Origin of the sequence: Salinivibrio sp. PR5, assembly GCF_001996085.1 — a bacterium.
In the GTDB taxonomy this organism is placed as follows: domain Bacteria; phylum Pseudomonadota; class Gammaproteobacteria; order Enterobacterales; family Vibrionaceae; genus Salinivibrio; species Salinivibrio proteolyticus.
In genome coordinates, this window is record NZ_MUFK01000017.1 from 24,832 (window position 1) to 47,028 (window position 22,197).

Below are 22,197 nucleotides of genomic sequence, written 5' to 3' on the forward strand. Positions count from 1 at the left end.
TACGTATGAGCGCGGCTATCATAGCGGCACTTAGTTTGCTCCCCACCGCCCACAGCCAATCATTAGAGCAGGCGGTGGTGACCACACTCGCCACCGATCCGGAATTGCGTGGCGGGTTTCACGAGCTGATGAGTTTGCATGAGCGAATGAAAAACAGTGAAGGCGACTACCTTCCCGATATCGATTTAGACGCAGGCATTGGCTATGAGCGTATCGAAAATGACTCCACCCGTGCACAAGGTGATATCGACTTTGATCGCAAGGACGCCACACTAAGCCTTCGCCAGTTGTTATGGGATGGGCAAACCTCACACAATGTGAGGCGCACACGTTATGAAACCAACAGTCAGCGCTTTCAACTGCTCTCGGATGCTGAAGACAAAGCTCTGCAAGTCGCCGAGGTCTATCTGGATGTGCTTAAGGCAGAGCAAGTATTGGATCTCTCTGAGGCCAATATGGCTGTGCATGAGCAAATTCTCTCTGATATTCGTCGCCGCGCCGAGTCTGGAATCGGGTCAACGGCTGACTTATCCCAAGTCGAGGCACGTGTCGCGCGTGCCAACGCAAATTTACTCTCGGCACAAACCAATCTCGAAGATGCCTTTACTGCGTTTTTCCGCGTCGTGGGTGAGCCTGCTAACGAGCCAATTGAACCCGTTGTCGATAACCTTGCCTTACCGGCCTCCATTGATACAGCGTTAGAGCAAGCCGTCAGCCGCAGCCCATTGTTAAAACTGGCACGGTACGACATTGAGGCGGCTCGCGCTCAATACGAGCAATTTAAAGGCAATCATCTGCCTAACGTCAGTTTGGAAGTCAGTCAAACTTGGGCTGATCAAGTAAGTGGGGTGAACGATACCAGTGATGAATTTAGCGCAATGGTGCGTTTTCGTTATAACCTTTTTAATGGAGGGAGCGATCAGGCCACTATTCGCAGAGGCGCGTATGAGGTGAATCGCGCACGCGACACCTTTGAAAATGCCTATCGGCAATTGGAAGAAAGTACGCGCTTAGCATGGAGCGCCTACCAGCTAACCACCCAACAAAAAGTGTTTCTCCAACAACAAGTGGATGCGGCCTCTGATACAGTGCTGGCCTATGAAAAACAGTTTCGTATCGGCCGACGCACCTTATTGGACTTGCTCAACACAGAAAACGAGTTGTTTGAAGCGCGTCGCGCTTACCTTGACGCGAACTTTGATCATCTTTTAGCGCAATACCGGCTATTAAATAACACCGGTAATCTATTAAATGCGTTGCGGGTGACGATCCCTGCCGAATGGCAAGTCAACGCGGAGGACCACAAATGATGCGCGTCCTATTTTACGCTGTGTGTATCAGCCTCCTCAGTGGCTGCGGTTATGCCATTATGGCACCGCCGGTGGCCCTGCAAAAACACGACGTTGCCGATGCGGATAAGGATGGCGTGATCAATGCGCGTGATCGCTGTGAGCAAACGCCAATCGGTGCCATAGTCGATAATCAAGGGTGTCCCAGTTATGTGGAGCCCAACACCACCGCTCAAGCGTCAGAGACGCCAGCCACATCGTTGCGGGTGCTATTTGCCAATGATACCGCAAAAGTCAGCCCCGACTATGTCACTGATATAACGGCTATGGCAGACTTTCTTACTCAGTACCCCGGCGTGTCGGTGCGTTTAACCGGCCATGCCAGTGCCATTGGCTCGCCTGAGTATAATTTACGCTTATCGCGAGAGCGTGCACGTTCGGTCAGAGCCGAGCTCGTCAGCGCCGGCATTGATCCAAACCGCATTGACATTGATGCATTGGGAGAAGCCCTTGCCACGCAAACCGATCCGAATGCGCCACAAGACCGGCGCGTGAGTGCAGAGCTGTTGAACTTTAAAGGAGATGTAGAGAAAGCGTGGACAATCTTCACTCGCCGGCCCCAGTAGTACAGCGAGCCTTATATCTATGAAGCGATGGGGCGTCGCCATATTGACCATTTTGCTGTCGATGAGTGTCGGCGGCTTGACTAACACTGAATCGCGTTGGATCCAGCAGGTCTCCGCGTTTTACGGTGAGCGTGCGGGCAAACGCGTATTGGCCTGGCGCAATATGGTCGCGAATACACAAAGTCTGTCGGAGCAAGAAAAGCTGCGTCAGGTAAATGATTTTTTTAACCAATTGTATTTTGTTGATGATATCGAGCTATGGGGAAAAAAAGACTATTGGGCGACGCCCCTTGAGTTTCTCGGCACCAGCGCAGGCGATTGTGAGGATTTTAGTATCGCCAAGTATTTCTCACTGCGAGAACTCGGTGTCGATGATAAGAAACTACGGTTGGTGTATGTCAAAGCGATTCGATTGGATCAGTTCCATATGGTTGTCGCTTACTATCCCACACCGTCATCAGAACCTGTGTTGCTCGATAACCTCGACCCAGAAATAAAACGCGCTTCATTGCGGCGAGATTTGCTACCTATCTACAGCTTTAATGGTAGCCGATTGTGGCTGATGAAAGAGCGAGGCCAAGGGGAGCTGGCCGGTAACTCCTCACGACTCGGACTATGGAATGACTTACGTAACCGCGTCGACACGTTAAAAATGCAAAAACCCGTTAAACTTTTTGATAGGTAACGACCTATGACGTTATTCAACCAAATATTCACCTGGATGCTGGTCATTTTCTTCTTCTTGGTGTTGTCGGTGTTCGGTATCGAGCTCAACACCACGCGCAACTTTTTGCTCAACCAGCAAACCGCAGATGTGAACAATACCGTGAACTCGATGGGCTTGGCCCTCGCCCCTTACTTGGAATCAGACGATAAGGTGGCGGCCGAATCCGTGATCAATGCGTTTTTTGACGGTGGCTTTTACCGTGAGGTTAACCTCACGTTGCTTTCCGACAACAGCGAAATTGTGCGCGAATATCCGGTTCAAATTCAAGGTGTCCCGCAATGGTTTATCGACCTCGATATTTTTCCGGTGATTACGGAAAAGCAAACCATTACCAGTGGCTGGATGCAATTGGCAGAAGTGGAGGTGGTGGCCCATCCAGGCTATGCCTACAAACAATTGTGGAAGTCGTTTGTGCAATTGGGGTCGAGTATGGCGGTCATTTTTCTGATCGCATCGGTCGTGATCGGCTGGCAATTGCGCCGCTCTCTCAAGCCCTTGGCTCGCATCACCCAAAAAGCAGGCGAGATTGCTAAGAACCGATTTGGCGACCCTATTCCCCTTCCCCCAACCATTGAATTAAAAACCGTGGTTAGGGCCATCAATGTCATGACCGAACAGCTGAAAAGCTATTTTGAGCAACAAGCCAAAGAGGCCGACCGATTACGTAAAACCGCTTACCGCGATCCTGTTTCTGGGCTCGGTAACCGTAGCTTTTACGTTGGCCAACTTAAATCTTGGCTCACCGAATCGGGCGTTGGCGGGATGGCACTGATTAAGGTTGATCTGATCAGTGAAGCGTACAAAAAACAAGGGTTCGAAGCGGGTGATAACTTGGTGGAACGTTTTGCCAATAATCTCACCACTACCATTATTACCGATGACAGCATGACAGCGGCCCGTTTGAGCAAGGACGAGTTTGTGATCTTAGCGCCCAATACCGATGCCGATGATCTGCGTTTACTCGGTGAAAGTGTGCTAGCAATGGTGGTCGATATGCAAGCCGATCCTATGGGGCTCACACCCCCGAAAGTGGCTGTCGGTTTAGCCGTAAATGGCGGCGGGAACCGTGACGCCAGTATCTTGCTCTCGCAAGCCGATAATGCGCTTTCTCAAGCGCGGAATACTCCCGATCATCCAGTGGTGCTGATTGACCAGTCGATGGGCGATGCGGCGATGGGTAAACAGCAATGGAAAGCACTCCTTCATGAAGCGGTGGCGAAAGAGCTCTTTGTATTTAAGTTTCAGTCTGTCAGTGACAGCACCTCAAAACTGCTCCACCAAGAGGTCTTCTCTGCGATTGAAAAAGACGGCGAATACTACGGCGCCGGCCACTTCTTGGGGGCAGTAGAGCAACTTCAGCTGGGTGAGACCTTAGATAAATATGTGATCACCCACATTATGAAAAACCTCTCTCAAGATAAGAGTGCCGGTCCACTGGCGGTTAACTTAACCCTAAGCAGTATCACCAATGCATCCTTTATTCGTTGGTTAGGCAGCGCCATGTACCAAAACAGAGGACTTGCCGGTCGTCTGTTATTTGAAATCCCGGAAGTGGCCTTTGTACGCCATGCCGACCACACCAGTCTGATCACGGATCAGATTCGCCAAGCGGGTTTCCAATTTGGGGTGGATAACTACGGGCGTAACTTCCAGTCACTCGATTACTTGCAACGCTTCAAGCCCGATTACGTGAAAATCGATTTTGCCTATACCAATAATATCGATGACGATGCTCAGGGACATGTGTTGGCGTCAGTGTGTCGAACGGCCCACAATCTCAACATCACTACCATAGCAACACGGGTCGAAACTGAAGCACAGCTTGCTCGCCTTTCTGAGTTATTCGTGAACGGCTTCCAAGGCTATATCTTCGAGAAATCTAAGGACAGCAATGGTTAAAGATCCGCTGCTACAATCTCTCATCTATGTGTCGCGTTATTTCGGTAACGCGAATTCACCAGACGCATTGGTGTCGGGCTTACCCATTTCCGATGGTTATCTATCGCCCTTTCTCCTTCCGCGCGCCGCCGAGCGCGCTGGCATTGTTGCCAAAGAAGAAACCATGGCCATCAAAGATGTCTCGCCTCTGCTTTGCCCTGCCATTTTGTTGATGAAAGATAACGATGCGTGCGTCTTACTGGGATTAGATTTAGAGGCTGGCCAAGCAGAGATTGTTCTACCTCACGCGGATATGACCCCTCAATGGGTGATGCTAACTGATCTCAATGACGCCTATGTCGGACGGCTTTTCTTACTTAAAAAACAATTTCGATATGATGAGCGTTCTCCAAAAGCGCAAGTAAAAGATGAAGGCCATTGGTTTTGGGGCACACTTTGGCAGTCTCGCCACATCTATCGCGATGTGCTGATTGCCTCTCTATTCATCAACGTATTTGCCATCAGCGTACCGTTATTTTCACGACTGGTTTACGACAAGATAGTCCCAAACCTTGCGTTTGATTCCCTCTGGGTGCTGGCGAGTGGCATATTCGTCATTTTCGTTTTTGACCTATTACTCAAGCTACTGCGTAGTTACTTTATCGATATTTCGGGTAAGAAAACCGACTTGCTGATCTCTTCACGTATCTACGCCAAAGTAATAGGGATCAAGATGGAAGCGCGGCCGCCGTCCGTAGGTGCGTTTGCGCGACATATGCAAGAGTTTGAGTCTATCCGCGAATTCTTTACCTCAGCCTCGATTTCAACGCTCATTGACCTCCCCTTTGCGTTGATTTTTCTCTTCGTCATCTGGCTGGTGGCTGGTCCTCTGGTGATTGTGCCCTTGATTGCGGTCTCCTTGCTTATTATCCACGCCATGCTGATTCAAAAACCGCTACGGCGCACAATTGAAGAAGGCACACGTTTATCTTCCCAAAAGAATGCCAACCTGATTGAAAGCCTCGTCGGTCTAGAAACGATTAAAATTTTTGGTGCTGAAAGCCAATTCCAATATCGCTGGGAAGAGGCCGTGGCACACATGGCGAATTGGAGCATCAAAACTCGGCGCTTGACCGATTCCGTCCACAACTCTGCAAGCTTTGTCCAACAGTTTGTCGTAGTCAGTATGATAGTGTTTGGTGTCTATCAAATCGCGGAAGGCGCCTTGACCATGGGCGGACTGATAGCAGCCAGCATGCTAAGCTCTCGCGCAGTCGGCCCCTTGGTTCAGCTGTCTTTATTGTCAACGCGCTATCACCAAGCTAAATCCGCACTAGATATTATCGAACAGCTCATGGCCCTTCCCACAGAGCAAGTGGAGGGAAAACGCTACATTCATCGTCCGATGATGCGTGGTAAAGTCGAGCTTGATAACGTTGACTTCCACTACCCCAACGCCACCTCTCAAGCACTGCGTCGCGTCTCGTTTACCATTTACCCTGGAGAAAAAGTCGCAATCATCGGCCGAGTGGGCTCTGGGAAAACAACCATCGCACGCTTGTTGGTGGGGCTCTATCAACCAACGTCAGGATCAGTTGCTTTTGACGATACCGACATTTCCCAGCTCCATTACATTGATGTACGTCGTAACGTCGGTTTTGTGCCTCAAGAACCAACCCTCTTTTTTGGTTCGATTCGTGACAATATTACTCTTGGGCAGTCACTTGCCGACGATATCGATATTATGGATGCAGCGACACGAGCGGGAGTCCTCGCATTCACCCAATACGATTCAGCCGGTTTAGAGCGTCAAGTGGGTGAAGGTGGAGCATTGTTGTCAGGGGGGCAGCGACAAGCTGTCGCGCTCGCACGCGCGCTGTTAGGCCGACCACCCGTGATTATTTTGGATGAACCCACCAGTCAGATGGATAACCGCACCGAGCAGTTCATTAAGACCCAGCTCAAAGATCTTCGCCGAGAGGAGACACTGATCCTGAACACCCATAAAACCGGTATGCTCGATGTGGTTGATCGCATCATTGTGATGGAACAAGGATGCGTGGTTGCTGATGGGCCCAAGAAGGCCGTTTTACAAGCATTAAAAGAAGGGAAAATAAGGAAGGTGAGTTAACCAGTTTACAGTGTAAACTCGCGATTAAGCTTTCGCTTGATAAGGTTTAAGCTGAATTTTTGTATTCTCATACATCAAAATAGAAGGACCGTGCTCAGAGTCGACAGAATGCTTTTCTTCCCCAATAGTGCAATGCACGCGACTCAGAAGAGACTTGGTCGCGACAATTGTTGCCTCTCGGTAGCCCGCCGCAATTTGTGCATCCGTTACTTCAATCTCATACTCAATGCTGTCTATTTCTTCAAAAAGATGATCGCGCGTGGTAGTAATACGCTCTACCATCGCCGCATCACGCTTGTGAGCCGGTAAGGCTTCAAGCTTGGCTTCTGCGGCTTTGATGCGGTTAAGTTGCGCTTTTTTCTCTTCCCATTGTTTATTGAGATCGACCACTTCACGTTTCAATAACGCCAAGCGTGAGAAGCAATGAATATATGTGTGTGCCCCTGCACTCGCCCCGATGATCACCGCCTCAACTTTTTCACCCACTTCGTGTTTACCCCCTGCAAGTGTCCCTTTTCGTTTGGTGGCATCGGCAATTATCAGAGATTTCCCCACATGGGTTTGGCAGTGCATCGCATGCAGCGTGAGTTCGAGATTATGGTTGGCACACAAGGTGGCATACTGCGCAAACTTAGCAACGATGTTGCCTTCAGCCACGAGAGTACAATTGATTTCTGAGTCAGAGGCGACTTGGCGGCCGATAATGCCATTTTGTACGATAATGTCTCCGCCTGCCGTAATGGTGCATGACTCAACCACACCACCGACGGTAACCGTGCCGGTTGCGGTTACTTTCATTCCAACTTCGACGTCGCCTTTAATCACCACACTCCCTTCAAAATTAACGTGCCCTGTCCCCACATCGACCGCGTCCAAACTCAAGGCATCATCCACCGCAACACCGTCATCCAATAAACGCGGGATACCTGCCATGGTTGCCACCAAGATATTAGGGTCTTTATTACTAAATTCACTACCATCATGCGCATTAAGCGTCATGGGTTTGCCCGGAGTGGTCGGTAATACTGACCCCGTCACGGTGAAGCCTTCGTAACCGGCGGTTTCAGGCACCAGCTTGGCGAGCGGCTGACCATTTTTCACCATCACCATCTCACCGAGATCACGCATGTCGACTCGCCCGTCATCACGCTCTCTTGGTCGACGAACGCGATCGGCGGGATCTTCAATTAAATAAACGATATGGGCATCTTCACCGGGCACTGGCTGACGACCAAACGCAACCGGGACATCTAGATATTCACCCGGCTTTAAGCGGCCGGAAGCTGAGAGGAGTTTTTGTAAGGTAGGTTTTTTAATACCACGCACAATGTTGGCTTCACGCAACGTGGAAAGTATGTCATTTGCTTTAAGACCGTTCCCCCCACAGGCACCATTCACGACCAGATAGGCTGTCATTTTATCGTCAGCAATACGTGCTTCGACTGTCGCATCACGACTTTCTGCGATAATGATTTCTTCAGACTCATCGTGCTCTGTGCTGTCATTGAGTTTTGCGAGCGCTGATTGAATCGTATCGTCAAAGCAAAAGAAACTACCGACCTGGTTGGCAACCAACCAGTCTTTGATTTGATGTTTATCAATCGGCTCATCATCTGGATGACGCCCGCCTATTGATAGATATACTCGTTGTCCATCCTGCGATATACGTAGGATTTCGTCTAGCATCTTGGTCCCTGCCTATTAAGTCCTTTTGGAAACGATATCGTCAACGCGAAACAATCCTCGTCATTGGTTTAAACCTTCATCGAGGCGACATCTTTCAGGTAGCTTCTTATAAACTAGCTGACATTAAACGCAGCCGCGCGCAATTGTCTCATTAATAATAAATTATAGGGCTTTTGGCACACATGGAAGTGGGGTCACGTCTAAAAGCGTGAGGTAGTAAGCGTTTATCATAAAAAAGTGTGAGGATGCGGTGAGGTGCATACGCCTTATTGCATATCACTCATTCCGGTCAGAATGGGTGCCATTTAGCGCGAAGAAATCTCTGTCACCATAAAAATAAGCCTAGGAGTAGCGATTTGGCAATGATTTACAGTGTAAATAGGGGCAGCGGTATGAAGTCAAATTTACACTGTAAATAGGGGCTAATTATCCAATCGAAAAGCCACGTAATCACGCAGGGCTTTCTCTGCCGCCTTCTTACCTGACAGATTAAACCGAGCACAGACAGTTTGCCAAGAAAGGCCTTGTAGGACTTTACTGGTTAATAGCGCCTCGCGCCAATCCCACTCGACAGGCGACGTTGACTGAAATGTCCACCGAGTCCAGGCGTGCAAACTCCCAATCGCCGCTTCAGTGGCAACACCGCCGGCCGCATACCCCTGCACTTGACGAGCCTCCGCGTTGGTTAGCGGACGAGCGGGCATGAATGCGACTAGTGTCGCCGCAATATTCGGCTCCAAATTCTGGTGTGCGCTCATCAATAAAAGGGGCAAGCTTTGCTGAAAAAGCGTCACGGCTTCTTTCATCCATGTCATCGTCTTTACCGGCCTAATTAACTGCAATGAGTAACATCCGCTAGCCTGGTCGCGCTTCATGCCAAGTTTGACCGGTTCAAAACCCTGCTTCTGCCAAAAGTGAATAAGGGCCTTTGTCGCCCCAAAACTGGTGCCTATACAGGTTATATTTTCTTTCGCGGCTTGCTGTTGAAGATGCGTCAGTAGTCCACTTGCTACACCGTGCCGACGCCATTCAGGAGCGACCGCAATGCGCTGAATACGCCATAGCTTGTTCTCTAATACCTTCTTGTCTCCAAGGTGAGTCGCCAATGATTGTGCCAGTAAGTGCCCGCGAATACGGCGAGTGCCTGCAATCACTGCCTCACTTAACGGAGTTGAAAAGCCTCCTTCTTCCGCCACCACCACAACGCCAATCGTATGTTCACCTTGCTTGGCAACGACGATATGCAAACTATCATCATCAAGCAACAAGGCTAAATCATTGGGCGATGTTTGATAATGGGCCGTCATCAACAAAGAAAATAGCGTGACCAACTCTTGTTCATGATGGAATAAATGTTCAGCGCTGAGCGTTTTAAACTGCACAGCGCTATCCGCACACGGTTCTACCTTTGGTGGTATCACATCGTGAGCTACATTGAGTAGGAAAAGCTGATTCAGACAGGTCTCTACCGGATCGCCTTCGGCCCAACGCATGGGTTCGGTTAGGGTGAGAGAGCGCCACTGTGGCTGTTCTTCATCGAGGAGCGCGCGTAATCTAAGCGTAAAGGCGCGACCCGTTCCTTCATAACCATGCTCGGTACTGGCGATGGCGACACGGCTATACTGACGAAGGATCTGACTAAGCATTGGCAGTGGAATAGCTGCCGCCTCATCAACGAGAAGAAGATCGGCGTCGGGGCATTCTCGCAGCAACGCATCTGGCGCGACAAAGCGAATACGACTACCTTCAACACCAACATCGAGCCCATTCACATCCGTTGTACCCAGCTGCTGTTTGGCATGGGCAAACAAGGTAGTGGCATTAGCGGGGGTTGGCGATGTCACCACAATCTGTCTTGGCGCTTGTAAGGCTAACTGCGCTGCCGCCATTCCCATCGCCGCGGATTTGCCACGCCCGCGATCCGCGGTCAGCAATAAGGGGCGACGACGATGCCCAGTCACTACCTTTTTTAATCCGTTAATTGCATCCTGTTGTGAAACGAGATGAGATACGTCGGATAAAGACGGAAGGGTGGGCGCCCGCCAGCCTTGATGTGAAATCCAAGCCACACTGTCCGTATTTTGCAAAAGCCGAAGCATTCTTCTGACCGATAACGGTAACGTCGCCACATCGTCAGCCACCTGCAAGATGATCAGTGAGCCGGCTCGACAGCAACCACTGATGGCACAGAAAGCCTCGCTATTAAATTTATCATCAACGTCTACCAACAGGTGGCCACACTCTTGCCCCAACCATTGTTTGGTTTGCCGCCAGCTGATGGCATCTGGGAGATCCTGACTTCCTACGCGACGCACTGACGCTTCTCCTAACGCTAAGAGAATCTCAGCCACCGACCGCTCTGAGACCACCAGTTGACGATGCGAGCGGGCTTGGGCTGTTTCAATGAGTTGAGAGAAAAACTGGGACAACAGAGAAGTGGCCGACATGAAGTGCCTAATCGAGTAGCAAACAATAGGCTGATCATAACTGAAAGCAAAAAAAACGGCACGCAATGCGTGCCGATATTCAATCGTGAGGTCCAGGCTTATGCGTTATCGAGCTGCTCTTTAATCAATGCAAGAATACGTTCGGCTTGCTGATCATCAATCTTTTTAAGGTTGATGCTTAAACTACTGCCTTTGCGTCGATACGCCGCACGGCCTTCCACTAAGGTCGTTGATTGCTCTTTTTGCTTCGCTTTTGGCGCAACTAACTCATCCTTGAATTGCTCAATATGCAAGGTTACTTCTCGGGTAATACGCGTCACGCCCTGCGCATCCACTTGTTGCCACAACGGGGTATTTCCCAGTTTATCCAATAGTGCCTGCTGTTGACTGTTGTCTAAGCCAAAGAACAAGCGATGTAACTTCACTATGGTCGGACGGCCAAGTTCGGCGACACTCGGATAGGCTTGCAGTAATGGTAAGGGTAGGGCAGCGGCTTTCAACGCACCACTGACCAATGCTTCACTGCACTGACAGACGGTTGCCAGCGCTTTTTGATCAGCCACTTCGCCACTATCCAACATAGCTTGCATCTCTTTACCTCGTTCGTAGAGCGACAGAGGCTTATGCGCATTGGCAACATCGGAGAGAAATTTTGCATGACGCGTACTGATACCTTTCGCGACATAAACGAGGAAGTCTTGCTCTGCAATCAAGCACGACATGCGACGGCGGCTACCGTCCAATACCTCAATGCGTCCATCATCTAACCAACGTCCCACCGCGGGGTATTGCTGACCGCGGTCTTTGAGCGTGGTGAGAATATCTGATAGCGCGAGCTCATTAAGAAACGACTGCTCTCGGGCGTTTTTATCAAATACCGTGGTTTTCTCGGCGATATCTGCCGCCGGTACTTTAATTAACTCAAATTCAACAGTATGTTCGCCGGCCACGGCCAGCTCAATCACCGCTGCTTTTTCGCTAGCCGCTTTTTGCGCTTCTTGCGTGGTGGTTGCGCGTCGCTTATCGGCCTTAGCAAACAAACGTGCATTCAAATCGGAAGTTTTAATCGCCATTCTTCTTTATCACTCCTGATTGAGCAATGCCCAGTGACTATGTAGCACACGCTCAAGCTCAAGCCCAACACGGTGCACCGCTTCTTGCGCAGTTGATAGCGTCTTCTTACCTCCCTCAAAGTCTTGCGAGGTCAAATCAAAAACAGTGCTATACGTATCTGCACAGGTCTCAAACGCGCGGCTTCGTGGAATCGTCGCCATCATCACTTGGTCACCCAAAAGGTAGTTCATTTCAGTCAACACTGAAATTTGCTTTTTATTGTCATCTTCAAACATAGTTGGCATCAAGCGCACAAACTCGAGACCATGCCAATCTTCAGGGAACATTTCATACACTTGAGGTAAGTGCTGGAAAAAGTTTACCGTTGATGCCCAATCTAAACGCTTGGCGGCACACGGGATCACCAACGCATTCGACGCATACATCGCATTCCAAACGAGGGGATCGATGTGCGGACCCGTATCAATCATGATCACGTCGAACTCATCACTGATAGGGTCAATAACCTTCTCTTTGAGCAATTCGACGACATCGAGCGACTGACTACTTGCCAATGCTTGCCAAGCTTCTGCGTTGAACATGGCATCTTCAGGAAACGCAGCCATGGTTTTTAAGTTTGGATATTGCGTCGGCAGCAAGACATTACGCATCATAAAGTCTTTATCTGCCGCTTGGGGGGTATTATCCAGCATGACATCGACCGCCGAATAAATCCCTTCCTGTTCCGTCAGGCTGATTTGTGGATTAAGGAACAGACGCAACGACCCTTGGGGATCTAGGTCAATTAAACAAATGCGATAGCGCTTTTCCAAGTTTAATGCCATACAGGCCGCGAGGTGCACCGCACTCATTGATTTACCCGTTCCGCCTTTCTGGTTCTGGATGTTAATCACCCACGGCTTATGGGCTTTTCCCTTACGCTCATGAAAAGAAGGGACATTGGCCGCGTCCATGATTTTATGAGCTTCATCTAAGGTAATCGAGTAGTGGTTTGCATTGTTCTTGGTGAACTGATGCCCTTGCTGCTCCATACGAGAAATTGCTTCATCTAGCTTACGACGGGTTAAGCCAGATCGGGTTTCCATCAACGCTTTTGACATTGGTGGAAACAACTGATCATGTCGCTCTTCCATCACAATTTCGACGCGATCAGACTGAACTTGTTTCGTCTGCGCAGCGATATTGCGAAGGTTTTCAATCGTCTTTTCCCTATCCATCTTCTTTTCGCCATCATGAGGAATAATTGGCGATTGTACAGCACTAAGAAGTAAATACAATAAAAAGCTGAACAGATAGCAATCAAATAAAGATCCTGCTCACAATTGTTATTCCAGCGAATATAAGGGCAGTTTTGGCCGCCAGAATCAGCCTACTCGTGTAGGAAAAGCGCCAAATATTTAAAATGTCACACTGTCACTTATTTACAATGTAAACGGAAACATTTCACGGAAGCTTATTTCATGATGGACAAATTACGGATAGTGTCATTTCAATCTTAATTGTCTGTCTGACGAAACTGCACGATTCACTTTTCTACTTCGTTTGATGCCCCCAATAGCCTTTAACATGGCTTTTGATCATTTTTCCCGAAAACATGATCAAGGTAGATGCGATGTAAAGCGTAGTAACCTTGATCATGCTTGCGCTATCAGTGTCCCTGTTAAGGAACGATGATCAAGTGACATATCCGTTGAATTTGTCGGCAAATGGACGCTCAACAACACCGCTGAACACGGAAAAATGATCAAGTGAACCACAACAAACGGACTCTTCCCTATTCTAACCGGAACGATGAAGCTAGATGGCTAAAATACGGTGAATGTCAGATACAGCAAGGGATCGCAAAGGATCGTATCACCATTCCGCGGCTACAGTAGGCTCACAGTCATCGCTACGTCTACGATCCAACAGCACGATCGCCATCATGATCATTGTTCCGCAAGTCGGACACATATCTCAGCCTCGCTAATCTACTGTGAATGTCATTTCAATTTTAAGGCCAAACGCTCCCTATCCCTCCTCGTCTGGTGACAATCTCACCAATATTGACCGTAAAAGCTGGAAATGACGCTAGCTTGATCATAGTTCCATACCATAAACAGCCGCTATCCCACGTATTTTGGCTAGGATAATCACACAAGGTAATACTTGCCTGTGGATAAAGTGTGTGTGGGCCATGATCATAGTTTCAATCGATTGATGATCATCGCTTCGCGCCATTGATGATCATTGATACGGCCATTACATGATCATCGTTGGAGACGTATGTTGATCATGCCTCCGACCTTGTGTTGATCATGCTTTCGAGGGTGTCAAAAAATAAAACTCTAATAAACAAACACTTAAAGAAAAACCGCCTCATGGATCAGTAGATCAGATCATCAAATTAGATCAGTTAAATCATAAAGATCAGTTAAAAGCGCCAATAAAAAAGATCTTTCTTTTATGATTTTTTTTTATTAGGATTTACCTGGAAGTATGGTCAATTTACGGTCTTTGCTTATTTGACTATTCTCGCTCTTCAATGAGCAAGCTATCGGGAAAGGAACGAACTGCACATGAGCAGCACCAAACCAGAAAAAATACTGATTAAAGCCCCACGATCGCACAAAGACGGGCATCTTTTTGAAGTGCACGCTCAACTTGTTGACTGGCTTGCTCAATATGAGCATTTTAAAGGGGTAACCAAAAGTATTCTTGAGTTACTGAACCTGATTTCAGTCCGTGGTTTTTCCTCCCGAGATGGCTATGTATCAACCACAGAATTGGTCGATGCCACTGAAGGCCAACTCACCCGTGCCGCGATTCAGCAACGACTGCGAGCGGCTGTCAGCCTAGGGTTATTCGTCCAACAACCGGTGCGGTTCGAGGAAGGCTTAGCAGGCAAAACCATGCTTCACCGCTTCGTCAATCCTAGTCGTTTAATCTCAACCCTTGGCAGTGCGGGATTAATGACAGAGAAAAGCCGTGATGTGGTCAAACAAAAACGCTCGAAAGCATTGGCACAAAATCAAGTGAATCGCCAACTGCTCAGTGAGCATGGGCTAGGCACGCCTCCCACCATGCCGGATGAGAAAGATCAGATCTTGGTATCGCCGACCAGTTGGGCTGGGATCATTGACCAAGCATTGGCACCGCCGCGAACGAAAAAAAGTTACCAAAAGTCGATGGTGGCGATCAGTGGCACCAAAGCGATCATCGAGACACGCTCAGCGAAGTCTATCATGACGGTGGACGATCTGATGACCTTGTTCGCGCTATTTACACTGACAGTGCAATACCATGATCATCATCTGCCCAGTTATGAACTGCAGACCCAAACCATTGGCAATAAGACGCCAATTTATATTACGGACATCCTGCAGCTGCGTGGTAAGAAAGACAGTGGTCCAGCGCGAGATGCTATCCGTGAAAGTATCGATCGGATTGAATTCACCGACTTTCAGTTGCACGAGCTGACGGGACGTTGGTTGAGCGAAAACATGCCGGAAGGGTTTAAAAGTGACCGATTTCGGTTCTTGGCTCGCACCATCACAGCGTCAGAAGAAGCTCCAAAAGAAGGGGAGGATGGTGAAGTAAAAATCAAACCGAACCTATATATTTTGGTGTGGGAACCGTCGTTCTTCGAAGAGTTGATGACAAGAGACTATTTCTTCTTGTTCCCCCCCGAGATCTTGCGTCAGCATACCTTGGTCTTCCAGCTGTATTCGCTCTTCAGAAGCCGTCTGTCGCGTCGTTTAGAAGATTCCTTGTTGCTGAGCGAGCTAAACCAGAAAATGGCGAGAAACATCGAATGGCGCCGTTTTTCGAGCGATCTCATTCGAGAGCTTAAAAAGCTGGCTGATGGGAAGGTGACGGATGATGTGTTTGCGGTGAATCTGTGGGGGTATCATCTGACCCTTACTCGCGAGGATGATAAAAAGTATCCTGACTACCGGATGGATATTAAGTGCAATGTGGATGAAGTGATCCGCTATTCACGGGCCAAGATGTATAACGAAGGTAAACGATCGCTAGCGCCGACCATGCCGAACCCGCTGCGTAATGAGATTTTACCCAAACAAGACCTTGATCAGCTTTCCGGGATCATTGATGGGGAGTTTGAACCCATTCAGCGCAAAGAAAAGTCCAGCGGTCGGTTAGGGCGGCGTGTAAAGTTACGCAAGCATTTGGTTGAAGTGAACGCGGATGAGCTTACGATCGTGTTGTCGAAATATACCTCGGAAGAAGCCCTACAACGCAGTATCACGGCGTTATCCGCAATGACGGGGCATCCAGCGTCTGTGATCACGGAAGAATGCCAAGGCTATTTAGAAAAGCTGGATTGGCTGATGGTAGGTGATAATGTGGTGCCGTACGAGACGCTAAGCCGTACCATTGAGTTTTATAACCAACAGCAGCAAGAGCGTCATCTTTCCATCGAGCGACTGATCTCTGGCTTAGCCGTACGTCGTAAAGTCTGTCAGCGCGTGTATGAAGGCCATTTAGATGGGCAAGTATTAAGCGTGCTTGATGAGATCGCCTCAGGGCGTTGACCTTACCGTTTATCATGTCAATAAGGATTAGCAGTAAGTTAACCAAGCGCTGACAATTGCCAAAGTAAGGACGATATACTCAATCTCGATAGATACCTTTGTCCTATTTGATGTCCTCGTCGACATCCTTTGGCACTTCTCTCGCCAGCGGGCCCTTGCCCGCTTTTTCTTTGTCTGAACAACACCTCCTAGCATAAAAGCCCAGTAAATTAGGCGTTTCATTGGTGAGTTTACAGTGTAAACTGCCTGCTTTTGCTTCATTGATTTTTGTTGTTTGGGAGAACTATGCCTGTTTTCTTGCCCTTTGCGGCAGTGTCGATTTGGGCGATGAATACCATCGTCAACAAGATGGCGGTGGTGGTGATTGCTCCCGGCGCCATGGCTTTCTATCGATGGTTCTTTGCGATTTTAGTGCTTACCCCCTTTTGCCTGCCGACTTTATGGCGACAACGACGTGCGGTGTTTAAATTAGCACCTCGCCTAGCGGTGTTGGCGTCACTGGGCATGGTGATCAACCAATCGGTCGCCTATTTCGCAGCACAAACGACTACCGCCACCAATATGGCGTTAATTATGTCGTTGGTCCCGATGCTCAGTTTGCTATTTAGCGTATGGTTTTTGAACCAACCTCTAACACGTATCGCAATCGCTGGCGCGATATTGTCCTTCTCGGGGCTTGGGTATATGCTCACCCAAGGTCAGCCCTTGGCGCTGCTTGAAAGCGGTGTCACTGTCGGTGACGGACTCATGTTGATTTGCGCGTCTGCTTATGCCTTGTATTGTGTATTACTCAAACGCTGGCCGATGTCGGTGTCCAATTGGGTTTCTGTGTATGTACAAGCATTGTTTGCAGTATTGATGCTCTTGCCTGTGCTTTATGCCGCGCCCAGTGCTGATATTGTTCCCGACGCGTATCCCTTGGTGGGCTTTGCGGCCGTCGGCGCGTCGGTATTAGCGCCTGCATTGTGGCTTAATGCGATCGCGCTCAATGGCGCTAGCCGTACCGCGATGTACATGAACTTATTACCCGTACTCACCGCAGGCATTGCCATGATATGGCTTGATGAAGTATTAACGCACTATCACCTCATTGGTGGCAGTTTGGTGCTTATCGGCGTTGGATTATCGCAACGATCTACCCATCCAACACGCTGACAACCGTCTACACTTGATAAATGAGCGTAGTATCAACCTAGGGTGTTGATAGGAGGTGAGCGATGTGGTGGTTAATTGAGTTAGATTGGATGCCTTTATGGGTGACGCCTGCGCAAGGCCGCGTGAAGTCATCGGCCTCATCACCGATTATTTGGTAGTGAACCCAAGGAGAAATCGTTACGAACATGGAAGTGAAGGAAATGGAGACGCCGCGGGTAACGATTCGACCCGCGTTTCGTCGTGAAGCGGCCTATTTCTGGCGTCAGATTTACCACTCTCGCGCGTGGAAGCAGTTTGACGCGCCTTATATTCCCCTCGAACCTGTCTCATTTTGGTCCTTTCGGTTTGGCCTGTTCCGACGTTTTATTGTTGGCGACAGCGCCAAAGTCATTTGTGTGGATGAACGTCCTGTGGGCTATGTGACCTTCTACTGGGAAGACAAACGCACACGCTGGCTTGAAGTGGGGATCACTATTTTTGACCCCGCCGATTGGGGTAAGGGAATCGGCCGCCGCGCGTTGACCTTGTGGGTGGATGAGTTATTTCGCTGCCAAACGCTTAACCGGATAGGGCTGACTACTTGGTCAGGGAATCCGGGCATGATGCGCTGCGCGAAGGCGTTAGGCATGAAAGAAGAAGGCCGGTTGCGTTCGGTGCGCTTCTTTCAAGGTGAGTACTATGATGCGTTACGTTTCGGTGTGCTTCGCGAAGAGTGGTATGGGTTACATCACGCCTCTACCCAGCCTGGGATCAATAGTGTCTCTTTAGACGCCCAACCCGCGCCGCTTGCTGCAGCATCAACCATGCACAAGCATCATACGCTGGTATGATGCTGGCATCACCTGTTTGTCGATGACGTGACTCTCAAGCGGGCGTGATAACACATAGCCTTGCAAGTAATCGCATTGATGATCACGTAGCCAAGCAAGTTGTTGCCGTGTTTCGACCCCTTCTGCGACGACACGCAAATCAAGCGCATGGGCCATGGCAATAATCCCACGACACAAAGGGGCTGCTTTGCCGGTCGGCTGATCGATATCCATGATAAAGCTGCGGTCCATCTTCACCACACTGAACGGATATTGGCGCAATAACGATAACGACGAGTAGCCCGTACCAAAATCATCCAGATAGAGCTTCACACCCAATTGATGGAGACGATGGAGGTTTGTCGCGACACACTCGGAGTGTTCCAGCAAGGCGGTTTCTGTCATTTCTAAAGCTAAGCACTGAGGTGCAAATCGATGGCGTGTGAGCAAGTCCGCAATGTCATCCGCAAAGGAGCTTGCTTGGCATTGCTTAGCGGAAACATTAACCGTAATTGTTGGGCACTGATCGGTAGGCAAGCGCTCACTCCAGTTATCAAGTTTAAGCGCGACTTGCTCCAATACCCATTCGCCCAATTCGATGATGTAGCCGGTTTCCTCTGCGATAGGAATAAACTCAGCGGGCGAGATGGTCCCGAGGGTTGGATGGTGCCATCTTAATAGCGCCTCGGCGTGGCTAAGTGTTTCATTTTTTCCATCGAAAATAGGCTGATAAGCAAGCGTGAACTGATGTTCGACGAGGGCCTTTTTAAGATCTTGCTCGACAATAAAGCGGTGTTGTACTTTGGCCAGCATCGCAGGTTGAAATATCGCGAGACGCTCTCGCGTAAGCTTGGCGTGATACATGGCAATATCGGCTTGCTGAATAATATCAAGCAACGAGGCATTGGCGTTATTCACTGTCGCGATGCCGATACTGGCACTGATATTGAGAACATGCTCGTCAACGGAATAAGGCTGACTCAATGCGCGAAGCAACTGTTTGGCTTTGGTTTGTGCCAATGCCAATGCACAATCTTGCTCGAGCAAGACAATAAACTCGTCGCCACCAAAGCGAAAGATACGCTCATCGGGGATGTAACGGGTTAATCGCGACGCGACACGTCTAAGTAAGGTATCGCCGACCACATGCCCGAGGGAGTCATTAACGGCCTTAAAACGATCGAGGTCGATAAACAATAACGTAAAGCTTGTCGCGCGTTGGGCTTTCAACATCGCCAGCATACGTTCCAGTATGCTATCGAGCGCCGCACGATTGGACAGCCCAGTTAAACTATCGTGCCGAGCTTGATGATACAGCTGGCGTGTTTGATTGGTTACTAGTGCCTGTGCCAGCGTGAGTCGGTTCGCATAGGACCAGAAACTCGCCAAAATAGATAGCCCCAACGCAAGCACCAAAATGCCGACTAAAACGGCATAGCGACTTGCAGCACTTCGAGATTGAATATCAAAGAACTGAACCACCAGCCCCTCTTCGCTACCGGGAATGTCAATAAGATCGGTATCTGCGCGTTGATTTTGCCAGATGCGCAGCTGCGCGGGTGAATGGGTGGAAAAAAGCTGCTGATGCCCAAACGCTTCCTTGGCTGTCATTGCCATTGCTGGAGCTGGGGTGTCGCCTTGCCAAAGTGCCGGGAAAAAGGAGTTGAAATACAAGGTGGTCGCAAGATAGCCCCGCAACTGACCATCAGGTTCGGTAATCGCGGCAAACCAGCGCACACCGTACCCATGCTGATCACTGATGAGCATAGCCTCTGGTTGGCGTTTGAAATAGGCACGCTCCATGGTCACAGTGTTGTCACATTGGGCATCGGCACGCCAACCCAGATAGCCATTTTCTTTTGCTTTAGGCGACACATAAAGTGCGGGGAAGGTGTCGTTACGCATTACCCATTGGCACACTTTGCGGCTTAATGGCGGATAAGGCTGAACCGGATGACGTTGGGCAAAAACATCACTGAGCTCAGCACGGTTCACGCGAGGCAACCACATCACACTATCAATCCCAGCATTATCTCGGGTATGGGTATCAATGAATCGGTGAAATGCCGCTTGGGAAGGGCCAGCTTCTTGCTGTAAAAAGAGTTGCGCAGAAAGTTGTAGCTGATAAATATGTGAAAAGGCTTTGCTGAGCACATGACGCTGTTTTTCAACTTGTACCGAGAACAAACCGTGTTGACGCTGTATGTCTAGCGTGTAAACCAGCCAACTGGATAACCCCGCCAGCGCAATAACCACGCCGAATCGCCAAATAGGCTGTGATCGCAAAAAGCGCATAATCAAGAAAACAACGTATGACAACCAATGAGGCGATAAGGGTAAGGTGCCTCGATGACAGTTTTGATGGCATTTTGTGTCATTTCCGTGAACGCTTGTTTGAACACTGGGTGCTGACGGCGATCGGCTTCGTCAAAAATATGACGTATTTTTTATACAGTCATCAGGTCGGTATCACTGGACGCAACAACGCAAAAATGTGATGTGAATCACTCATTGGTTAGTGGCTTGATTAGGAAACGAACTTTTGAAAAGGGTGGTTGATTATTCATTCTTCTCGCGCAGATTCGATACATTATGCCTGATCTTTCGATAGGGGATCACGACCTTCTCTGCTAACTTCTAGTGAGTCGATGGATGACACACTCTCGACAACACCTCTGTTCCTGCCGAGTAATAACACATTGATTGTGGGGGAGTTCCATGAAAAAGTTGGAGAATGTCTCTGCGGTATGTTTCGATCTAGATGGGACCTTAGCGGACCCATTTGACGACCTTGTTGACGCGATATCGGGCATGTTGAAAGGGCTCGATCTACCACCTGAAGATCCGAATACGATCAAAGACTGGATCGGTGATGGCGCAGACTTGTTGATCCACCGGGTGTTAACACGCCAGATCAATGGCCGCGTGTCAGATGCGGTCTTGAATCAGGCGCGCACGCTTTTCTTGTCCTCTTATCTGGGCAAAAAACCGCCAAAAACACGACTCTATCCGGGCGTTCTCGAGTGCTTGAAAGGACTGGCACGCAGACAGCTGCCCATGATCTGTACCACGCACATGCAAACTGTTCACGCCAATAGTTTGTTAAAAGCACTCGGCGTGAGTCACTTTTTCACGCGGATTGTAGGCGCTGATGCGATTGCTGCCTTGCAATCGGGTCCCGATGCCATTTATGAGGCCGCGGCGATTTTGCGCGTTGCGCCCACGGAGCTATTGGTTGTTGGGGATGCGGTGAATGATGTTCAGGCCGCAAGGTCGGTCGGATCGCCTGTTGTTTGCGTGACTTACGGCTATAATTACGGAACAGAGATAGAGAAAGCGCGTCCCGATCTGACCCTTGATACACTCGCGACGCTGCCCAATATCATAGAAAAGCCGGTGCATTCACGCGAACAGGGACCAGCAACCACTGTTCCATCGCATCCGGTCATCGCGTCGCCTTTGCCGTCTCACTCCTTGCGCCGGGGAGGTGATGCGCCATTCCGATAAACGGTCAGGAGGGAAGCGTGAAAAACGAACTAGATCCTGCATATCTACTTCGCGCCTACGAGATAGTGACTCAGTTTGGAGAAAAAACCGAACAAGGACATCGCCTAGATGGTATTGAAGCCTTCTCAGATTATGACGGCTACACCATTTATTTAGCCGGAAATGGCGTACAGTTACGGGTGGGGTTTCACAATACATATCACCTGGATTATGAGCACGAAAACCTTAAAACGCAGTTCTTGAATAAGGTCGATGCCTTGGTGAAAAACTATCGACAGTCGTGACCAAACATTCGATAAACGCCCCGTCATGGGGCGTTTTTTTTGGCCGATG

General features: G+C 49.2%; 15 protein-coding genes. 10 read left to right on the plus strand and 5 right to left on the minus strand.

Annotated features, from left to right (window positions below; genetic code table 11):
* Window positions 1-5 precede the first annotated feature (5 nt).
* Genes BZG82_RS08185 through BZG82_RS08205 form a run of 5 tightly spaced genes read left to right on the plus strand, consistent with a single transcriptional unit; the run spans window position 6 to window position 6,651 of the window.
* Entirely contained in the window at window positions 6-1,310 is a 1,305-nt protein-coding gene (locus BZG82_RS08185; protein ID WP_077765581.1) for a TolC family outer membrane protein, read from the plus strand.
* Entirely contained in the window at window positions 1,307-1,915 is a 609-nt protein-coding gene (locus tag BZG82_RS08190; RefSeq protein ID WP_158075987.1) for an OmpA family protein, read from the plus strand. Before BZG82_RS08185 ends, BZG82_RS08190 begins: the two co-directional genes overlap by 4 nt.
* A gap of 19 nt (window positions 1,916-1,934) precedes the next feature.
* Complete coding sequence (locus BZG82_RS08195) at window positions 1,935-2,600, plus strand: transglutaminase-like cysteine peptidase (RefSeq protein ID WP_077765566.1); 666 nt, start codon at window positions 1,935-1,937, stop codon at window positions 2,598-2,600.
* Window positions 2,601-2,606: 6 nt separating this feature from the next.
* The gene (locus BZG82_RS08200; RefSeq protein WP_077765567.1) at window positions 2,607-4,541 is read left to right on the plus strand and encodes a bifunctional diguanylate cyclase/phosphodiesterase; all 1,935 of its coding nucleotides are present in this window, start codon (window positions 2,607-2,609) and stop codon (window positions 4,539-4,541) included.
* The gene (locus BZG82_RS08205; protein WP_077765568.1) at window positions 4,534-6,651 is read left to right on the plus strand and encodes a type I secretion system permease/ATPase; all 2,118 of its coding nucleotides are present in this window, start codon (window positions 4,534-4,536) and stop codon (window positions 6,649-6,651) included. Before BZG82_RS08200 ends, BZG82_RS08205 begins: the two co-directional genes overlap by 8 nt.
* Window positions 6,652-6,675: 24 nt before the next feature.
* Here BZG82_RS08205 and BZG82_RS08210 read toward each other — a convergent pair whose 3' ends face one another.
* The 4 genes from BZG82_RS08210 to BZG82_RS08225 form a co-directional block, all read right to left on the minus strand.
* Window positions 6,676-8,337 carry a DUF342 domain-containing protein gene (locus BZG82_RS08210; RefSeq protein ID WP_077765569.1) on the minus strand — a complete coding sequence of 554 codons (1,662 nt, stop codon included), beginning with the start codon at window positions 8,335-8,337 and terminating at the stop codon, window positions 6,676-6,678.
* A gap of 422 nt (window positions 8,338-8,759) precedes the next feature.
* Window positions 8,760-10,784, minus strand: coding sequence for a tRNA(Met) cytidine acetyltransferase TmcA (locus BZG82_RS08215; protein WP_077765570.1), 2,025 nt, complete (start codon window positions 10,782-10,784; stop codon window positions 8,760-8,762).
* 98 nt (window positions 10,785-10,882) lie between these two features.
* Window positions 10,883-11,857: a ParB/RepB/Spo0J family partition protein gene (locus BZG82_RS08220; protein ID WP_077674460.1), complete on the minus strand. Its 975-nt coding sequence runs from the start codon at window positions 11,855-11,857 to the stop codon at window positions 10,883-10,885.
* Window positions 11,858-11,866: 9 nt separating this feature from the next.
* Window positions 11,867-13,075 carry a ParA family protein gene (locus tag BZG82_RS08225; RefSeq protein ID WP_069586764.1) on the minus strand — a complete coding sequence of 403 codons (1,209 nt, stop codon included), beginning with the start codon at window positions 13,073-13,075 and terminating at the stop codon, window positions 11,867-11,869.
* Between the two features lie 1,341 nt (window positions 13,076-14,416).
* On the opposite strand from BZG82_RS08225, the gene BZG82_RS08230 reads away from it, so the two are divergent.
* The 3 genes from BZG82_RS08230 to BZG82_RS08240 all read left to right on the plus strand — a co-directional run bounded on the left by BZG82_RS08230 (window position 14,417) and on the right by BZG82_RS08240 (window position 18,378).
* Window positions 14,417-16,393 (plus strand): replication initiator protein RctB domain-containing protein, encoded by a 1,977-nt coding sequence (locus tag BZG82_RS08230; protein ID WP_077765571.1) that lies wholly within the window; start codon window positions 14,417-14,419, stop codon window positions 16,391-16,393.
* A 285-nt stretch (window positions 16,394-16,678) separates the two neighbouring features.
* Window positions 16,679-17,548, plus strand: a complete 870-nt coding sequence (locus BZG82_RS08235; RefSeq protein ID WP_077678359.1) for a DMT family transporter — start codon at window positions 16,679-16,681, stop codon at window positions 17,546-17,548.
* A gap of 185 nt (window positions 17,549-17,733) precedes the next feature.
* Complete coding sequence (locus tag BZG82_RS08240) at window positions 17,734-18,378, plus strand: GNAT family N-acetyltransferase (RefSeq protein ID WP_241837358.1); 645 nt, start codon at window positions 17,734-17,736, stop codon at window positions 18,376-18,378.
* On the opposite strand, the gene BZG82_RS08245 is transcribed toward BZG82_RS08240, so the two are convergent.
* Window positions 18,346-20,613, minus strand: a complete 2,268-nt coding sequence (locus tag BZG82_RS08245; RefSeq protein WP_158075988.1) for a bifunctional diguanylate cyclase/phosphodiesterase — start codon at window positions 20,611-20,613, stop codon at window positions 18,346-18,348. The genes BZG82_RS08240 and BZG82_RS08245 overlap by 33 nt on opposite strands.
* Window positions 20,614-21,075: 462 nt before the next feature.
* Between BZG82_RS08245 and BZG82_RS08250 the strand changes: the two genes are divergently transcribed.
* Window positions 21,076-21,864 carry an HAD family hydrolase gene (locus BZG82_RS08250; RefSeq protein WP_077674454.1) on the plus strand — a complete coding sequence of 263 codons (789 nt, stop codon included), beginning with the start codon at window positions 21,076-21,078 and terminating at the stop codon, window positions 21,862-21,864.
* 17 nt (window positions 21,865-21,881) lie between these two features.
* Window positions 21,882-22,148 carry a DUF3081 domain-containing protein gene (locus BZG82_RS08255; protein WP_069586758.1) on the plus strand — a complete coding sequence of 89 codons (267 nt, stop codon included), beginning with the start codon at window positions 21,882-21,884 and terminating at the stop codon, window positions 22,146-22,148.
* Window positions 22,149-22,197 lie beyond the last annotated feature (49 nt).

What these genes read in the sequence shown, in the direction of transcription:
- BZG82_RS08185 (WP_077765581.1), top strand. Translation starts at nt 6, where the DNA reads ATGAGCGCGGCTATCATAGCGGCACTTAGTTTGCTCCCCACCGCCCAC.
- BZG82_RS08190 (WP_158075987.1), top strand. Translation starts at nt 1,307, where the DNA reads ATGATGCGCGTCCTATTTTACGCTGTGTGTATCAGCCTCCTCAGTGGC.
- BZG82_RS08195 (WP_077765566.1), top strand. Translation starts at nt 1,935, where the DNA reads ATGAAGCGATGGGGCGTCGCCATATTGACCATTTTGCTGTCGATGAGT.
- BZG82_RS08200 (WP_077765567.1), top strand. Translation starts at nt 2,607, where the DNA reads ATGACGTTATTCAACCAAATATTCACCTGGATGCTGGTCATTTTCTTC.
- BZG82_RS08205 (WP_077765568.1), top strand. Translation starts at nt 4,534, where the DNA reads ATGGTTAAAGATCCGCTGCTACAATCTCTCATCTATGTGTCGCGTTAT.
- BZG82_RS08210 (WP_077765569.1), bottom strand. Translation starts at nt 8,337, where the DNA reads ATGCTAGACGAAATCCTACGTATATCGCAGGATGGACAACGAGTATAT.
- BZG82_RS08215 (WP_077765570.1), bottom strand. Translation starts at nt 10,784, where the DNA reads ATGTCGGCCACTTCTCTGTTGTCCCAGTTTTTCTCTCAACTCATTGAA.
- BZG82_RS08220 (WP_077674460.1), bottom strand. Translation starts at nt 11,857, where the DNA reads ATGGCGATTAAAACTTCCGATTTGAATGCACGTTTGTTTGCTAAGGCC.
- BZG82_RS08225 (WP_069586764.1), bottom strand. Translation starts at nt 13,075, where the DNA reads ATGGATAGGGAAAAGACGATTGAAAACCTTCGCAATATCGCTGCGCAG.
- BZG82_RS08230 (WP_077765571.1), top strand. Translation starts at nt 14,417, where the DNA reads ATGAGCAGCACCAAACCAGAAAAAATACTGATTAAAGCCCCACGATCG.
- BZG82_RS08235 (WP_077678359.1), top strand. Translation starts at nt 16,679, where the DNA reads ATGCCTGTTTTCTTGCCCTTTGCGGCAGTGTCGATTTGGGCGATGAAT.
- BZG82_RS08240 (WP_241837358.1), top strand. Translation starts at nt 17,734, where the DNA reads ATGGAAGTGAAGGAAATGGAGACGCCGCGGGTAACGATTCGACCCGCG.
- BZG82_RS08250 (WP_077674454.1), top strand. Translation starts at nt 21,076, where the DNA reads ATGAAAAAGTTGGAGAATGTCTCTGCGGTATGTTTCGATCTAGATGGG.